Genomic DNA, 17,643 nt, shown 5'->3' with positions numbered 1-17,643 from the left:
TTGCCGCTATAAGTGGGCAGCGGCAATACAACGAAAACGCCCCTAAAAGTTATTGTTGGCAGATTAGTTTCGCCGACCGACACCAACCCAAATACTCTGAAGTGTGGATACCGTCTTATGGAGCAAAACCCGCAGTCACAGCTAAAGCTACTTGTCACCCGTGGTAAGGAGCAAGGCTATCTGACCTATGCTGAGGTCAATGACCATCTGCCGGAAGATATCGTCGATTCCGATCAGATCGAAGATATCATCCAGATGATCAATGACATGGGCATTCAGGTAATGGAAGAAGCACCTGATGCCGATGATCTGATGCTAGCAGAAACCACTAATGACACAGATGAAGACGCTGTGGAAGCTGCTGCGCAAGTCCTGTCTAGCGTTGAATCTGAAATCGGGCGTACCACCGACCCGGTACGTATGTACATGCGTGAAATGGGTACCGTTGAGCTATTGACCCGGGAAGGTGAAATTGACATTGCTAAACGCATTGAAGATGGCATCAATCAGGTGCAGTGCTCTGTTGCTGAATATCCTGAGGCAATCACCTATTTACTGGAACAGTATGATCGCGTAGAAGCAGGTGAAGCTCGTCTGTCAGATCTTATTACCGGTTTTGTTGACCCGAATGCAGAAGAAGACCTCGCGCCTACCGCCACTCACGTTGGTTCTGAGCTCCCACAGGAAGAACTTGATGATGATGAAGACGAAGATGAAGACAGTGATGACGATAGCGATAGTGATGATGACAACAGCATCGATCCGGAATTAGCTCGCCAGAAATTCCAGGAACTGCAAGAGCAGTATGAGATCACTCGTCAGGAAATTAAGAAAAATGGCCGTAACCATCCAAATACGGCTGCTGAAATCTTAATGCTCTCAGAAGTTTTCAAACAGTTCCGTCTGGTGCCAAAACAGTTTGATTATCTGGTCAACAACATGCGTTCTATGATGGATCGCGTTCGCCTTCAAGAACGCCAAATCATGAAAATGTGTGTTGAGCAGTGCAAAATGCCGAAGAAGAACTTCATCACTCTGTTCTCCGGTAATGAAACCAGTGACATTTGGTTCACTGCGGCAAAAGCAATGAACAAACCGTGGTCTGAAAAATTACTTGAAGTTGAAGAGGAAGTACAACGTAGTCTGAACAGACTTCGTCAGATTGAGGAAGAAACCGGTTTAACCATTGAGCAGGTGAAAGATATCAACCGTCGGATGTCCATCGGTGAAGCAAAAGCTCGCCGTGCGAAAAAAGAGATGGTTGAAGCCAACTTACGTTTGGTCATTTCAATCGCCAAAAAATATACCAACCGAGGCCTGCAATTCTTGGATCTAATCCAGGAAGGTAATATCGGTCTGATGAAAGCGGTTGATAAATTTGAATATCGTCGTGGTTACAAGTTCTCAACTTACGCTACATGGTGGATACGTCAAGCAATTACACGTTCAATCGCCGACCAGGCTCGTACCATTCGTATTCCCGTTCATATGATTGAGACAATCAACAAACTCAATCGTATTTCCCGTCAGATGTTGCAGGAAATGGGACGTGAACCAACACCGGAAGAACTGGCGGAACGGATGTTAATGCCGGAAGATAAGATCCGTAAGGTACTGAAAATCGCCAAAGAACCTATCTCAATGGAAACCCCGATTGGTGATGATGAAGATTCACATTTAGGTGATTTTATTGAAGATACAACGCTGGAACTGCCGCTGGATTCTGCAACTTCAGAAAGCCTGCGTTCAGCAACCCACGATGTTCTGGCTGGCCTGACTGCCCGTGAGGCAAAAGTGCTGCGCATGCGTTTCGGTATCGATATGAATACTGACCATACATTGGAAGAAGTCGGTAAACAGTTCGATGTCACCCGTGAACGTATCCGTCAAATCGAAGCGAAAGCATTACGTAAACTGCGTCACCCAAGCCGTTCTGAAGTGCTGCGTAGCTTCCTTGATGAATAATCAGTAATTTTTAATTCATGCTAACTGAAAAGCGTTTGCTTCGGCGAACGCTTTTGCTTTTTTATAAACGGAGATGATTAATATAATCACATATAAAAATATATTGATCATCGGAATAATAATATGACCCGATAACGCCAAAGATCTTATTAAAAATTAATCCAATGATTTATAAAAACGTTAAATAAGCCGTAAAAACAACCAATATATACCGCTATCCCCTTCTACTACTTAATAAAAACTTAATTTTGTATACAAAGTGATCATACGAGCTTACAAAGCTAGACCACGAGCAAAACTGTACGTATAATCTTTCCTATCCAACGGCCCCTTAGCTCAGTTGGTTAGAGCAGGCGACTCATAATCGCTTGGTCACTGGTTCAAGTCCAGTAGGGGCCACCAGATTTTAGCTGTGAAAACAGATAGATAGACCACTCAACAACGAGTGGTTTTTTTATGTCTTTTAGTCAGTGTCCCCTTTTTGTCCCCTGAGAAAATTTTCTTGTCCCTGTTGTGCCATTGTTCATACACAAGGAAGATTATTTTTTGACCGAATGAACCAAACGCGAAAAAAATTTCTGCCAATGAAAATATATTTACTTAACTTAATTGATTTCAATTTTCTAATAGCCACGAGACCGCGCTATTACTGTGTTTTGAAATTTCCTTCGGCTTATCTTCGTGATCTTACTTCTTACGTAAAATAGAAATATTCCCTTACTATCATTGCGTTAATCTTTCTGCTGTGATCCTTCCTGGATCTACAAACTGAAATTTCCTGAAAATCTTTTCAAACCTTTCAGTTTATGATTTCTCTCACACCGCCAATTCTGGCGCGGTTTGGCAGTTTGCCTTGTAGGATTTTAAAACTGAAAAAATTTTTTGATCCAAGGCGTGCAGGCGGGTGCGGTGTAGTGCCGTTTTCACCATAAGCTCGTTTATTTCGTGTCATAAGCGTAATAGGACGAGCTATCTGAGCCTTGGGTCAGATAATACAATCAGTTAAAGTAGTATCGCCATCGGCGAAATCCGATGGTCAAGGGGTCGCAGCCTTGGATTCATCAACACTGGTAAAGACTATTTACCAGTGTGCCTGCTATCGCACCTTCTATGGCGGTTCAGGCAGGGGAGGCTATGCCTCACCGGATTGGATGTTCTCCGGTACTGCGAACCCTGTTTGAATCGCCACCATCAAAGCGGTAAGCAGGAATATGAAAAAAGACTGGCGTACCGCCGATATTATCGCTGCAATACGTAAGAAGAATAAAACGCTGGCATCATTATCCAGAGAGCACGGTTTAAGCTCTTCAACATTAGCAAATGCTTTAACGCGGCCCTGGCCCAAAGGGGAATTGTTGATCGCTCAGGAAATTGGTGTAACCCCTGCTGAGATATGGCCCAGTCGGTATTTTGATGAAAATAAGCAGCCTATCAAACGAACCGTCCGAAATGATTTACCAAACAATTCTGATATCACATCAGTTATTTCTATATCCGAAAAAGTAACGACAACGTTTAAACCACTAAACTAGGGGCTGTTTACCTTTCGGGTACCTAATTTATTCAGCCCACATAGGCAGCAAGATGAGGATAAAACCCAGAGCTAGCATACTGGCGTAATTACGTTCCAACTTATCGTATCTTGTTGCTATTGCGCGAAAATGTTTAATTCTGGCAAACGCATTTTCCACCAAGTGGCGGTAACGATATATACCCAAGAAACTTCAAGATGCAGTTTTTAGCACCTGAAAATGGTCGTTAATTCTAGACATCAGCGAGTCCGCTATATCAGGTAGCGTTGTGGTGAAAAATTTGAATACTTTGTCTCGAAATTCATGTTTATTAGCGAAATAACGGTTATTTCGAACATGTTCATTCATGACCTTCCATAATCGCTCTATCGGGTTTAAATTTGGGCTGTATGGCGGAAGGTAATGTCACTCAATATTGCTAACATAAGCCCACTCCTTCACAAGATGAGCTTTGTTATAACCCGCCCCATCCACAATAAGATGAATTTTTTGATGATAGTCAGGATAAGACTTTCTTATTTCATTGAAAAAACAGCAAATGTTGTCATCATTGATGGTTTGATATTCCTGGAACACCGTACGACCAATGGCATTCAGGTTGAGGGCGCCCAATAGATTCAGACGAGTTCGGCTTCCCGTTGTTTTGACTGTTTTTTTCTCGCCTTTTCGCATCCAACCATAACCGAGTTTAGTGCCTTGAGTCGGGTGAACCGCGTCAAGAAAGAGGATGGGTTCGTCTTTCGCTGTGACTTTAAGATTTTCATAATATTCAATAAATTGTCTCTGTTTTTCTGCATCGAATTTATGAGGGACACCACACGGTTTTTTATAAGAAAACCCCTGACGGTGTAGCCATTTATTCATGCCTGGAATGCTAAAGGTAATATTCCAGAGCTGAGCAACATAGGCCACGATTTCATGTGTGTGATGGAAAAGATTTTGAGATAAGTGGTTGATTAAAAAATCAGTTTGTTCTTGAGAAAGTAAACTATCAGACCCCCCATTATCAGATTGAAGTTTCCCCTGATTGAGGTCATCACCGATATGGCGGTCAACGGTGGTCTGATGGAGTCGCAATGCCTGGGCTATCATCACAGAACTCCACCCTTCAGAAGCCAGAAGGATAGCTTTTATTCTGTCTCGTACTTGGCCATCACGAGTGGTGTCGTGAAGACGTTCAAGTTTGGTTTTTTGTTCTGATGTGATAAATATTTTCATGGCGAGAATAATGATCTCCATTTCGGATAAAATCAAGCACCTTCAATGATTACGGGTATAAACATTTATCAACACGCTTATCGGCTTTTCGACGGTTTTTCTTGTCGGGAATGACCGACGTTGCGCCTTGTTGTTTCACGGTAAGCCTGAAGGCTTCACTATCGTAACCCTTATCCGCAATCACAAAATCCGATGGCGGTGACTGCGACACAAGACTTTCACCATGAACGATGTCATGTGTTTGACCATTGGAAAGCTCAAAATGCACAGGTAAACCGTAGCTGTCCACGACCAAATGGATTTTGGTTGAACGTCCACCCCGACTTTTTCCTATCGATTCATTTTCTTTAGAAGCCGCGCCAGCACTGTGTTGATGAGCCCGCACAATACTGCCATCAATGAACAGCCACTCTGTGTCAGAATATTCAGATAACAATTTGAATATTAAATTAAAAATGTCTTTCTTTGCCCATTCGCTAAATCGTCGAAAGACGGTATTCTATTTCCCAAATTCGGGGGGTAAGTCACGCCAGGGACAGCCGGTTCTCATACGGTAAAGGATACCTTCAAAGGTCAGGCGATGTTCTTCTTTGTGATAAATAAGCCCACTTTGTTTCATGAATACAGCTAGCGTATTCCATAGGGTTTTTGATAACATGGTTCTCGGCATGATGGTAAGGCATGGTTGGTTTTTGGCGAAAGCAATTATACCCAATCATCATGCTGTTCAATAATTCCTCTCAAAACGTCAACAGCCCCTAATATAACACTCTGAATTATCAGTTTTTTATTACACTCATTGACCATTCTTTAATATCAGAATTGTATTCATAGCTCTATGAAGGTGTAAAAAAGCCCGCATGTTGCGGGCGAGATAATTTTATTTCAGACCATCAGAACACAAACCAGTAGCGCTGATTGATACCGCATTTAAGAAAGGTGTCCCAGTGTTATTATGTGTATGACTCGCGGTAAGCTGCAAATTGTTTAACCACATAAGACACTTAATTTATTAATTTTATTACATTAATCTGTTAATCACCCTCCCATACTACCAGAGCAATGAAGGGTAGAAATTATAAAACACAGTAGCTTGATCAAAAGCGGTAAATGTTAAAGGCCACCGGGAGGTTACCCCGATAGCCTTAGCTACGTTTCCGTTATCTATTTCAGAAATGCACGGATCAGCTCTAAAAGCGCGATTAACGCTTTGAGAACGATGATAGCAGTGTCAATAAATGCTTTCACCCGTTTGCTCCAGTTAGGAGCACGACTTAACCAGCCATTGCCTTTACGCTGCCTGTCCGGCTGGCCTTCATCTGTGTTAGCAGGAGAATATCGCGCTCTGACCGAGGCACTGAATCAGCACCACCTGTACTCAGCCAGGACTTACGAAAACTTGCGTCAGAGATACACAAGCCAGAGCGCTACCCCAAACTAACAGCCGTTGATTATAGGTTTATTTTCAGATGATTCAATCAATTAAAACAATGAGTAGATAAAAATAAAAAAACCAACCGGTGAGGTTGGTTTTTTTGCTTTTACCCTTGGATAGGGCGGTTTGTCTTTGTGCTATACGAGATTGGTAGCCTCGGTTCTAGCGCGACATTCTCCTGCTAACACAATCAGTCTACACCTTAAAAAAGGTGTTATCAACCTATGGCATAGCGTAAAGGACCTCACACAAATGGACAATATTCACCCAATCAGTGGCAAATATTTCTGTTTCAACCCATCCGATTTATAGGCCATATTCCTTATTGCGCTGGCGTTTTCCGGCGTGCCTGTGTTGTGGTGCATATGCGCGGCGGTCAGTTCAGCTAATTCCTTAACCACATCCAGCGTCTCTAACATCAAGGTCATGACGTTGATTTGCTGGCTGCCCACCCAAACCACTGGCGCGACGATTTCTTGCCTGGCTCCGGCGATACTCTGCTTAAGCAAGCCAATTTTCTCTATCAGATTTTGTCCGATTTCGATATTGGCCTCTTTCCCTACACTGGTAACGAAATTCGATGATGTCGCCATACTATAGTCACCGTCTGCGATTTGCTGAACAGCGCCCGCCAACAGCGTAGACGTGCCCAAAACCGTGGTTTTATCCGTGGCCTGAATCGTGGTTTCCCGTGCAACTACGGTACGTGTTTCCGTGTCTGCCCTGACTTCACGGTGCATAGACGATTCATTAATGGTCTGGTCAGTCTGACGAATCCAATCCCCTTCCTGAGTCACCCTCTGCGAGACTTCCGCCCGCTGCTGCTGCAATTGCTCGCCTGGCCTGATATCCGGTAAGGTGTTGCCCTGGCTTAATGTCTGCCGGATAAAGGGCTTGTCCGGCCTGCCTGCCTCAAAAACGATTTCAACCACCGTTCCGACTGGCGGATATTGAAACATACCCGATTCACTGCCCGCCATCGGCAAAGGCAGCGGGACAGCGTGGTAAACAGGAACGGCAGTATCGCTACCGTCATCAGCCAATAATTGCACATCAACGGCATAGCGCGGTCGGAATGGATCGGAAATATCACCGCAGACCGTGCTTTCGGTGTGTGCCTCAATACGGGCGAATTTGGGTAAGTGCAACCCTGCCGATAATTCGGGGTAGGCGGCATCAATCTGGCGCGGCATGGGCGTTCTGGTCTGAGACTGACCGGTCAGTTCGTTGACGGCTTCCCATGTAATGACTATGTTTTCATTGTTCAGATTGACCTTGTTCAGCCGGTGCTGATTGATCACTACGCCTGGGCGCAACGATGGGATCATGGGAATGGTCATGGCATTGCCCGCCGTCTGGCGCTGGCTAAATTCATTGGGGATCTTTACCGGTTTTCCAATAAATATCGAATGCGCCCAACTGCCGACATAAACCGAGCCATCCGGCAACTAATACCAGATATAATCCTCAATCGAAAAAACCTGCCCAAAATTAGCCAGCAACTGATAGCTGGTACCACGATGGGTAAAATACGGGATGGGTATATCAGTATAAGGGGCAGCCGGCAATGTGAAGATGAGTCCGCTGTGCTCCTGCAACCAGCCAACAATCTGGTTCAGTGTTGGATGCTGAAATGAACACGGCCACAATCGGTCAAACACACCAACCAGTTCACGCACAAAAAGACACTGATAACCGTTCTGAGCTGGCTGTGAGCGCTCCACATAGCCCGTGAACCAGCGCAACACTAAATCCGTGTAACCGACATCCAGCCGCACGAGTTTTCCGGTATAGTCCGTTGTCGTTTCCGCCGTGATAAAGCCACGACCACAGGATGACAGTTCCAGCATAATATTGGCGTCAGCCAGGTGAATTTCATCACCGGAAAGATAGAGCCAGTTAATCAGTGTCATTATCTAGCGGGTCCTATTTTGTCATTAATCGGTTTCAATACTTTTCTTTTTCAAACCAGCTTAATTTTTCCGGCTCTTCTTCTGCTGCAGCTGCGCCCTGTGCTGTTTGCTTTTTAGCCTGAATATTATCAGCAGTACGGGCATCATGTTTTTCAACAACAGATAAATGTTCACGCAAAGTAAATGTGACCTGCCATGCCTGTTTACCGTCGATTTTGCTGGCATCAAGGGTATGGGTGAATGTCCCGATACGAAAATTGATGGCCTGTGCGGTGAGGTTGGCGACACGGTAGCGTTCTAGGTTGCCGCCGTCTTTCGCTTCCGCCAGGGCAAACAGACGTGACAGCATTTTTTGTTCAGTAAAGGGAATGATCCCCGTAATGTGCAACGCTTTAGGCTTAATCGCTTGGTCACTGGTTCAAGTCCAGTAGGATCCACCAGATTTTAGCTGTGAAATCAGCGCATTAGGCCACTCTATGACGAGTGGCTTTTTTGTTTCTAGTAGTCAGTGGCGACAAAATGGCGGCAGAAATTTTCTTAACAGATTTACTATTCAATCCAAAAAGCAAACAAGCTGCTTGTTAAAGTTTCTGTGCGATAACGCTATAGACCGACACATAGTTTTTCACCAACGCGATTGAAAAATTTTCAGCCATCACACGCAGCTCCTCCAAAGTACCACTCACACCTTCCGGAAAGTTCCGCTCGATATTAGCCTTAATATCCAGAAACCAATGCACTGTATCAATATTGGACGGCAACACCCTCATATCCTTGATAGTGAAACCACTTCTCTCCAGCACTTGTCTGAAATAAGCAGGTGTTTTGCGATTACTACAGGCAAGGCGATCGATGATGTCGGGAATATCCGATTTATAGCTATCCAGTTCCACATTATAGAGGTTGTCAGAAATAATCACCCGGCCACCAACCCGTACACGTTTGAACAGCGCGTTCATGGCTTTTTCATACAATGAGTTAGGAAAATGTGAAATAACACCACGGATAATCACCAAGTCATAAAGTTCCTGTGGGTCAGGCAACAGATCAATATCCTGCGCATTACACAGGTACAGATTAATACGCTCGGCCAACCCATGTTCTGCGTGAAACTTGGCACAATACCTCAACTGTTGATCGCTGATATTCACTCCGTCCAAGCACGCGCACTCAGGAAAATATTCAGCCAGATATTTCAGGATATAGCCCCAGCCACAACCGATATCCAGTATTCGCCGAACCGATGGCCGCTCGATTCTTGTCTCCAAACCAGCCAACAGCAGTTGACGATCAAAATAACGAATACCTGATTCACCCAACGAAATGGGTGGCTTTGAGGCAGGATCATCGTAAATACCAGACTGGAATAACAGCGTATCGCCAATCGCTTTACGCCAGCGTTCAGGATCTTCGCAATAAGCCTGTACCACTTTGTTTTCGTAGTCGTTGGTATTTTCCCCCCGAATGATGTGATAAGGAGGAGCAGACTCAACACCAGTGTAAAACACACTATTAAAACTACTCATGAGGTTTTCCTTGTTAAATGGTTTTAAAAGGTGCCGCAACCTTATTTTTCAGGATTTGCAGCATATTGGTAAATTTCAATGAGGCATTCATATCTAATAATTAAATTCTGTGATTATCGATAAATTACATTACCATCAGAGCTGCCTTTGCCAATCCTTAATGTCTTGATTCGAAAGACCATCAATGATTTTTTTAAACCAAACTGTATACTCCCCAGGGGCCTTATTAATTAAATCCCTCAATTTCAATGGATTAACCCATTTGTAATCGGATACCTCGTCAGCATTAATTATCGGTTCTTTATCAAATTGACCGATAAAAACATGATCGTATTCGTATTCAATCAGAGTATTAGGAAGTGAGGCATAATAAATAAATGACAAAATTTTTTTCAATGGACAATCAAAGCCCATCTCTTCACCAAGACGCCGATGTGCTGCGGTATCCAGTGCTTCGCCAACCCGAGGATGGCCGCAACAACTGTTGGTCCAAAGCCCAGCCGAATGATATTTTGTTGCTGCCCGCTTTTGCAGTAGTAAATTTCCTTTTTTATCAAAAATAAATATAGAAAAGGCCCGGTGTAACATACCTTTCTGGTGAACATTCATTTTCCCCGCTGAACCAATGGGATTGTCATATTTATCAACAAGAATAAGCATTTCATCCATTATTAATGGCCTTTCTATGAAGTAAACTAAAACATAAATATTAATCAATCATAAAATCGAAATACATACCCTGCAAGTGTCAAATTAATTTCATAATAAAATGATATAAATAATAAAATACGAAATCATCCAACCATCTTATTATGATGTTAATAACAAGCATCAAATAGATAACATTAATTTCCCTAATAATAAAATTAAACTAATTCCAAAACGAACATATCCAATATGATTTATTTACAACTAATATTAGCCTGCTGAATTCGTTACAGAGCATGTATCACACTAATCCATAGCCGCTCCTTTTATATTCTTTAGCATACTTTTACAGCTAAAAAACGTCACAGAAAACTAAATAAATAATAAACAAACAAGAAAAATATCATTAATTGCTAAAATTTTATTAAAAAATCATTATTTTTTATCTTAAAAAACAAAAAGAGACATCTGTTGAAGTACCGTTTAATACCAAAAGAGTATACTCGGAGAGTTTAAATCATCTTCCCTCCCGTGTTTTTTAGAACTAGATTAAAGAAATGGAATATATGTATCAACCCGCCAACTCAGGTATTCGACTGTTCACAGATTTAGTCGGAAAAAAAATCAGCCCCAGTCCCCACTGGTATTCTGCACAGAATCGCACTAAGTTTGCTTTGCGTAGCGCTCTGATGCCAATATCGACGCTAAAATTATTAAACCAGATAGTTAATACACCGTTTTATCTGGATATTTTGAAGAAACAACCTTGTTTGCCTTCTAAACTACATCGTCCTTATCTGAGTATTAACTTCAACAAAGGGCAAACGTTGCGCGCAATAAATGAACATTATCAGTTGTTATTTGCCGGGCTAAATAAGTCTATTGTGAATAAAATATTTTGTTCTAATGCATATCCATTAGCCGTTATCAATGGTAAGAGTGGAACTTATACTATTTTTGTAGATTCCATGGACTGTTTTAATAAAGAGGGCGAGCTTACCTTATTTATTGGAACAGAAGATAACAAGACTCTGGCAAGATGTGCCTTTACACTACTAACGATTGCCGGCAAAAAAACACTATTTATTGGTGGGCTACAAGGTTCTAAAGAAGATACGACCCTTGAAATTATCCGTAATGCCACGAAAGATTGTTATGGATTATTTCCAAAACGTTTACTGCTTGAATCTGTTTGCCGTTTTGCTGCCCATTTTGGTTGTCAGCAAATTCTGGCTGCCAGCAATGATACACACATCTATAAAAGCCTGCGCTATTGGCATAAAAAGAAAGACAAATTAGTTGCTGATTACGATTCTTTCTGGGAATCATTAGGTGGAGCAAGGGGAAAAAATAAAGATTTCCATCTGCCATTAGCCATTGCAAGAAAATCTCTTGAAGATATCGCCAGTAAGAAACGAGCTGAATATCGTCGCCGTTATCAATTACTGGATGAACTGGATAATGGAATACGGGATTCTCTGCCTTCAAATTAAATCAGGATTCAGAATCAGGCCACCACTCAGTGTGGTATAGCCTGATCTTAAAATGGCTTCTATCTTGGTTTAATCATTTGCCATTCAAGATGGCTTTTAACCGCAGACCATTCACAATTGATAATGCTATAAACACAAGTATCCCTGACACTACCATCTTTAGATAAAGTATGACTCCGCAAAACTCCATCAAGTTTCGCACCCAGCCGTTCTATCGCTTTGCGGCTCTGATGATTAAGAAAATGAGTACGAAATTCTACGGCGATGCAACCCAATTCCTCAAAAGCATATTTTAATAGCAGATACTTCGCTTCTGTATTGATATGTGTCCGCTGGACATAACGCGCATACCAGGTAGAACCGATTTCCATCCGGCGGGCATGAGAATCAATATTCATATAAGTAGTCATTCCAACTGCTTTGCCTGTCCGGTGGTCAACAACAGCAAAAGGCAGCATGGTGCCTCTCTCATACAAAAATAAACGGCGATCAATCTCTTTACTCAGATCAGCCGGTGAAGGAATGTTGGTGTACCACAATCTATGTAGCTCACCCTCTTCAATTGCCCGTACAAATTCATCATGCCGCTGGTGCGTCAAAGGTTCAAGAATAACCCCTTTCCCTTCCAGAGTTACCCATTCAGTCATCTGTTTTTTCATAATACTCGTTGGCGTTAATAAATAAGTTAAGAATAGAAGACACTATCCTATCCTCCCACCCCCTTTGCTTATCAACTTTATGACTGAGAGAGATTTTATGATACACATCACATTCGTTTAACATTTTTTTCCCAATTAACCTTATTCCGTCTAGATTTGAACCACCATCTCATCCGACCACCTGATGTTTTTACCTCATGGTTTCGGACACAATAACAATAATCTGGTTATGATTGACAAACACCCGACGGAGATTGCAATGAGCCACTACCCTCACCTGTTCACCCCTTTAGACCTGGGGTTCACCACACTGAAAAACCGCATTCTGATGGGATCAATGCACACCGGGTTAGAAGAACATCCCGATCGCGCCCAAAGACTTGCCCGCTTTTATGCTGAACGGGCAGCCGGAGGCGTGGCATTGATTGTCACAGGCGGTATTTCCCCAAATAAACAAGGTGTTATAGGAAAAGGCACAGCATTTCTGGTAGATGAAAAAGACCTTATCCATCATAAAGTTATTACAGATGCGGTTCATCAAGCTGGTGGAAAAATTGCAATGCAAATCCTGCATACCGGCCGTTACAGCTATCAGCCGAATCTTGTCGCCCCTACTGCCATTCAGGCCCCGATTAACCCATTTATGCCCCGTGAAATGACAGAAGAAGACATTCAGCAAACTATTGCTGACTTCGCTCACTGTGCACAACTGGCACAAAAAGCAGGTTATGACGGTGTGGAAATCATGGGCTCTGAGGGTTATCTGATTAACCAATTTCTGACTACCCGAACCAACCACCGCCAGGATAAATGGGGTGGAAGTTTTGAAAATCGAACTCGTTTTGCCGTGGAGATTGTCAAAGCGGTCCGCCAGGCAACTGGACGGGAATTTATTCTGATTTACCGGCTTTCAATGCTGGATTTAGTCGAAGAGGGTTCTGATTGGCAGGAAATCGAACAATTAGCCGTCGCCATTGAGCAAGCAGGAGCATCTATTATCAATACAGGTATCGGCTGGCATGAGGCACGAATTCCAACTATTGCCACAATGGTTCCCCGCGCCGGATTCAGTTGGGTAACACAAAAGCTGATGGGGAAAGTTTCAATCCCATTGATCACAACAAATAGGATTAATGATCCAAAAATTGCAGAGAAAGCACTGGCACAAGGTTGCGCAGATATGGTTTCCATGGCGCGGCCTTTTCTGGCAGACGCTGAATTCGTTCTGAAAGCCCAACAAGGACGAGCTGATGAAATAAACACCTGTATTGGCTGTAATCAGGCATGTCTGGATCAAATTTTTGTCGGTGAAATAGCCTCCTGTCTGGTTAATCCCCGTGCCTGTCACGAAACAGAAATGACAGCTGAACCGATTACCGTGCCGAAAAAACTGGCTGTTATCGGTGCAGGACCTGCTGGATTATCATTTGCCGTGACGGCTGCTAGCCGTGGTCATCACGTCACACTGTTTGAACGTCATGGGCAGATTGGCGGGCAATTCAATATTGCCAAACAGATCCCCGGTAAAGAAGAGTTTCATGAAACATTACGTTATTTTCAGCGTCAATTAGAAATCCATCATGTTGATGTGCGGTTGAACCAGACCGCAACGGCAGAAATACTCTCAGATTTCGATGAAGTGATCATCGCCAGTGGCATTGTACCCCGACAACTCACTATTGATGGTATTCACCACGAAAAAGTACTGAGCTACTTAGATGTACTCAGGGATAAGAAAAATATCGGTCAGAGTGTGGCTATCATTGGCGCAGGGGGAATTGGTTTTGATACCGCAGAATATCTGAGTCAACCAGAAAAAAGCACTAGCCTTGATCGTACCGCTTTCAGCGAAGAGTGGGGCATTGACCAGAATCTGATACATCGTGGTGGTTTATCTCCTGAAGGCCCGAAACCAGAACCATCCCCCCGAAAAATTTATCTGTTACAACGTAAACCGACTAAAGTTGGCGAAGGATTAGGTAAAACAACAGGTTGGGTACACAGAACCAGTCTGCACATGCGCGGCGTGAAAATGCTCAATAATATGCAATATCTGAAAATAGATGATCAGGGATTACATATCAGCTGTAATGGGGAACAGAGCTGTCTTGCCGTAGATAACGTCGTTATTTGTGCCGGACAAGAGCCACTGAGAGAATTGTATCAGCCGTTACAACAAGCAGGAAAAATCGTACATCTTATTGGTGGCGCAGATATTGCTGCTGAACTGGATGCCCGACGGGCTATCAATCAAGGCACCCGGTTAGGGCTTAAGATCTGATAATAAATAATGGCAGTCACAAGCAAACCGTAAAGATGCATAAACACTTAAACCGCGCCATTCCTGGCGCGGATGTTTTATTCTTCTTACCTATTACTACCTTTTTAACTTCAACTGTAAAACTTCAGTCAATCAATTACGCCGAGTTAGCTGATCCGATGCCAGACGGTCATCCTCAGCCTGACAAACAGCGGCGGTGAACAATACATCGGTAGAAGAATTCAAGCTGGTTTCTGCCGAATCCTGCAATACACCGATAACCAAACCTACTGCCACAACCTGCATAGCAATTTCATTGGAAATACCGAACATACTACAGGCCAGAGGGATCAACAGTAAGGAACCGCCCGCTATACCAGAAGAACCACATGCACAAATGGCAGAAACCACGCTTAACAACAATGCCGTAGGCAAGTCAACAGGTATCCCAAGCGTATTTACCGCAGCCAAAGTCAACACCGGGACAGTCACCGCAGCGCCCTCCATATTGATCGTTGCCCCTAACGGGATGGAAACAGAATAAGTATCTTCATGCAAATTCATACGGCGGCACATAGCCATATTCACCGGAATATTCGCAGCCGAACTACGGGTGAAAAATGCTGTCACACCACTTTCACGCAAGCAATCAAATACCAGTGGATAAGGGTTACGACGAATTTTCCAGTAAACGATCAGCGGGTTTACAACGAATGCAATAACCAGCATACAACCCAGTAACACAACCAGCAGTTGGGCATATCCCAGCAAAGTATTAAAACCGGTTTCTGCGATAGTTGAAGACACCAAGCCGAAGATACCAACAGGCGCACAACGGATGACTACCCGAACAACCTGAGTAACCGCTTCTGACATATCATGAATCAGAGACTTAGTTGAATCTTTCGCGTGACGCAGTACGATACCCAAACCAATCGCCCAGGCAAGAATACCGACATAATTACCATTCAGTAACGCATTCACCGGATTATCGACAACATTAATCAATATCCCTTTCATCACCTCCATAATGTTTTCAGGAGGAGACATCTGAGCATTATTTACAACCAGCACCAGTTGTGACGGAAACATAGAGCTACCGACCACGGCAACTAAAGCGGCGGAAAAAGTACCCAGAATATAGAGAACAAGAATTGGACGTATATTGGTTTTCTGGCCTTCTTTATGGTTAGCAATAGAAGACATAACCAGAACCCATACCAATACCGGGGCTATCGCTTTCAAGGCACCAACGAACAACGTCCCAAGCAAGCTGACTGACTTAGCAGCCGAAGGCGCCAACCACGCTAATAGTATCCCTGCAATTAAACCTACCAAAATCTGTTTAACCAGGCTCCCTTGTGCAATGTAATGCACGAAACCACGCTTTTGTTTTTCCATAACTGACCCATTTTATTAACAATTCTGCTGAACCTGTATTTTCTGTGTTTGCTGCCTCAGTATAGGGAAACCAAGAATGGTGGAAAGCAGAAACAGTTAAAATATACAACCTTGTCAGCACTTATTAACAACACATTCACATTTATGTGATCAAAATGGCAATTTATACATTTACAAAGCACAATTATTTGTTTTTATGTTTAACCATTTTTCAGTAAGTTAAGACCAGAAAAAACCCTATATTCCTGTTCAGGAAAATAGGGTTATCTGTTAAAAAATAGTTACCTGATTACTGGATTTCTTTAGCTTTATACTTATTTACCCAAACATTAATAATCATTGTTATTGTCAAAATACTCGCAATAGTCCCCAGAGAAACGCCCATAGGAATATGATAAACATCCATTAACAGCATCTTAATACCGATAAATACCAGAATGACTGACAAACCATATTTCAGCATTGTGAATTTCTCTGCTACACCTGCCAGCAGGAAATACATTGCACGTAATCCTAAGATAGCGAAAAGGTTAGAGGTCAAAACAATAAAAGGATCTGTCGTTACTGCAAAAATAGCAGGAATGCTGTCTACAGCAAAAATAACATCGCTGATTTCAATCATAATCAAAACCAGAATCAATGGCGTCGCATATAACAAACCATTTTTTCTAATAAAAAAACGTTCTCCGTGCAGATTATCCGTCATACGAATATGCGATCTTAACCAACGAACAAAAGGTTTATCACCTACCGGAGCATTATCCTCTTTTGCCAACGCTATCTTAACGCCGGTAACCAACAGAAAGATGCCAAACAAATAGAGTATCCAACTAAATTGAGAAACCAGCCAGCTCCCAGCAAAGATCATCACAGAACGCAGCACAATTGCGCCTAAGACACCGTAAATAAGCACCCGGCGTTGCAAATTTGCCGGAATGGCAAAATAACTGAACAGCATCAGCCAGACAAACACGTTATCAACAGCAAGTGCTTTTTCAAGTAAATAACCCGTAAGAAAAGCCATTGCCTGATTATTGGCAACAGCTTCCCCCACAGTTTCTCTGAAATACCACCATAATCCTAATGCAAATAAAAGCGACAGACTTACCCAAATTACGCTCCAGACAGCAGCTTGACGAAATGACATTGCCTGCTCTTTCTTACGCCCTTGTAAAAGCAGATCCAGTAACAGCATAATCGTAATTAAAACGGCGAAACTTCCCCATAAGACAGGGCTACCCACTGAGTTCATTTTCTTTCTCTACATAAATAAAAACGGCTGAAGTCTCAGAAGACGCCAGCCGTTGCTATATTTCTTCCCCACTCAATGGAGATGAATGTATTGCAAGCAACCCTCGCCTTCTGGCAAGGTCTCACTTACAACACAGAAAATGTACCACAAGGTATCAGTTCAAGGTTGCCCGGCTACCGGATGCTATTGCACCGTAATGACGATAAACCGGCAAGGAAGTTACTCCCCTTTGCTGTGGGTGAAAAGTAAATCAAATTTACGCAAGAATCAATCTACCATTGAAAAAATATTGGTTCATAAACAGTCGCCAATAAACGGTAAATAAAACAGCGACAGAATAG

At 42.9% G+C, this 17,643-nt stretch carries 13 protein-coding genes, 1 tRNA gene and 5 pseudogenes; 8 read left to right on the top strand and 11 right to left on the bottom strand.

The window, feature by feature from the left end; translation table 11 throughout:
* Positions 1-117 precede the first annotated feature (117 nt).
* The 4 genes from rpoD to C5470_RS07380 all read left to right on the top strand — a co-directional run bounded on the left by rpoD (position 118) and on the right by C5470_RS07380 (position 3,497).
* Entirely contained in the window at positions 118-1,965 is a 1,848-nt protein-coding gene (gene rpoD, locus C5470_RS07395) for an RNA polymerase sigma factor RpoD (protein ID WP_166287252.1), read from the top strand.
* 325 nt (positions 1,966-2,290) lie between these two features.
* Positions 2,291-2,367 (top strand) — tRNA-Ile (locus tag C5470_RS07390).
* Positions 2,368-2,945: 578 nt separating this feature from the next.
* Entirely contained in the window at positions 2,946-3,146 is a 201-nt protein-coding gene (locus tag C5470_RS07385) for a hypothetical protein (protein WP_166287249.1), read from the top strand.
* 30 nt (positions 3,147-3,176) lie between these two features.
* Positions 3,177-3,497, top strand: coding sequence for a helix-turn-helix domain-containing protein (locus C5470_RS07380; RefSeq protein ID WP_166287246.1), 321 nt, complete (start codon positions 3,177-3,179; stop codon positions 3,495-3,497).
* 27 nt (positions 3,498-3,524) lie between these two features.
* On the opposite strand, the pseudogene C5470_RS07375 reads toward C5470_RS07380, so the two are convergent.
* The 4 genes and pseudogenes from C5470_RS07375 to dinQ form a co-directional block, all read right to left on the bottom strand.
* A pseudogene (locus tag C5470_RS07375) lies at positions 3,525-3,677 on the bottom strand (transposase); the annotation flags it as partial.
* 12 nt (positions 3,678-3,689) lie between these two features.
* A pseudogene (locus C5470_RS07370) lies at positions 3,690-4,715 on the bottom strand (IS630 family transposase).
* 55 nt (positions 4,716-4,770) lie between these two features.
* Positions 4,771-5,385: pseudogene (locus C5470_RS07365) on the bottom strand (IS5 family transposase); the annotation flags it as partial.
* A gap of 494 nt (positions 5,386-5,879) precedes the next feature.
* On the bottom strand, positions 5,880-5,951 hold the full coding sequence (gene dinQ, locus C5470_RS23595; RefSeq protein ID WP_369293964.1) for a damage-inducible type I toxin DinQ: 72 nt from the start codon (positions 5,949-5,951) through the stop codon (positions 5,880-5,882).
* Here dinQ and C5470_RS07360 point away from each other — a divergent pair.
* Positions 5,944-6,156 (top strand): hypothetical protein, encoded by a 213-nt coding sequence (locus C5470_RS07360; RefSeq protein WP_132343608.1) that lies wholly within the window; start codon positions 5,944-5,946, stop codon positions 6,154-6,156. The genes dinQ and C5470_RS07360 overlap by 8 nt on opposite strands.
* A 257-nt stretch (positions 6,157-6,413) precedes the next feature.
* Here C5470_RS07360 and C5470_RS07355 read toward each other — a convergent pair.
* From C5470_RS07355 to idi, 4 genes and pseudogenes are all read right to left on the bottom strand, one after another.
* Positions 6,414-8,063: pseudogene (locus C5470_RS07355) on the bottom strand (hypothetical protein).
* Positions 8,063-8,478 (bottom strand): annotated as a pseudogene (locus C5470_RS07350) (baseplate complex protein); the annotation flags it as partial. The pseudogenes C5470_RS07355 and C5470_RS07350, both read right to left, overlap by 1 nt.
* A 166-nt stretch (positions 8,479-8,644) precedes the next feature.
* Complete coding sequence (locus C5470_RS07345) at positions 8,645-9,589, bottom strand: SAM-dependent methyltransferase (RefSeq protein WP_166287243.1); 945 nt, start codon at positions 9,587-9,589, stop codon at positions 8,645-8,647.
* Positions 9,590-9,724: 135 nt separating this feature from the next.
* Positions 9,725-10,258 (bottom strand): isopentenyl-diphosphate Delta-isomerase, encoded by a 534-nt coding sequence (idi, locus tag C5470_RS07340; RefSeq protein WP_166287240.1) that lies wholly within the window; start codon positions 10,256-10,258, stop codon positions 9,725-9,727.
* Between the two features lie 545 nt (positions 10,259-10,803).
* Here idi and C5470_RS07335 point away from each other — a divergent pair.
* Positions 10,804-11,730, top strand: a complete 927-nt coding sequence (locus C5470_RS07335; protein ID WP_242687831.1) for a VirK/YbjX family protein — start codon at positions 10,804-10,806, stop codon at positions 11,728-11,730.
* A gap of 59 nt (positions 11,731-11,789) precedes the next feature.
* On the opposite strand, the gene C5470_RS07330 is transcribed toward C5470_RS07335, so the two are convergent.
* Positions 11,790-12,389 carry a GNAT family N-acetyltransferase gene (locus tag C5470_RS07330; RefSeq protein WP_036842168.1) on the bottom strand — a complete coding sequence of 200 codons (600 nt, stop codon included), beginning with the start codon at positions 12,387-12,389 and terminating at the stop codon, positions 11,790-11,792.
* Positions 12,390-12,648: 259 nt separating this feature from the next.
* Here C5470_RS07330 and C5470_RS07325 point away from each other — a divergent pair, with 259 nt between their 5' ends.
* A complete protein-coding gene (locus tag C5470_RS07325; RefSeq protein WP_166287234.1) occupies positions 12,649-14,670 on the top strand; it encodes an NADPH-dependent 2,4-dienoyl-CoA reductase in 2,022 nt (673 codons plus the stop codon).
* Between the two features lie 132 nt (positions 14,671-14,802).
* Here C5470_RS07325 and sstT read toward each other — a convergent pair whose 3' ends face one another.
* Both sstT and C5470_RS07315 read right to left on the bottom strand, forming a co-directional pair.
* Positions 14,803-16,050, bottom strand: coding sequence for a serine/threonine transporter SstT (gene sstT / locus C5470_RS07320; protein ID WP_166287231.1), 1,248 nt, complete (start codon positions 16,048-16,050; stop codon positions 14,803-14,805).
* 289 nt (positions 16,051-16,339) lie between these two features.
* Complete coding sequence (locus C5470_RS07315) at positions 16,340-17,302, bottom strand: TerC family protein (RefSeq protein ID WP_166287228.1); 963 nt, start codon at positions 17,300-17,302, stop codon at positions 16,340-16,342.
* Positions 17,303-17,392: 90 nt separating this feature from the next.
* Here C5470_RS07315 and C5470_RS07310 point away from each other — a divergent pair, with 90 nt between their 5' ends.
* Positions 17,393-17,551 (top strand): hypothetical protein, encoded by a 159-nt coding sequence (locus C5470_RS07310; RefSeq protein WP_166287225.1) that lies wholly within the window; start codon positions 17,393-17,395, stop codon positions 17,549-17,551.
* Positions 17,552-17,643: the final 92 nt, after the last annotated feature.

Origin of the sequence: Photorhabdus stackebrandtii (assembly GCF_011189495.1) — a bacterium.
GTDB classification, from domain to species: Bacteria; Pseudomonadota; Gammaproteobacteria; order Enterobacterales; family Enterobacteriaceae; genus Photorhabdus; species Photorhabdus khanii.
The sequence above is the reverse complement of the archived record's forward strand: the minus strand, read 5'-3'. Positions and strand labels throughout refer to the sequence as shown.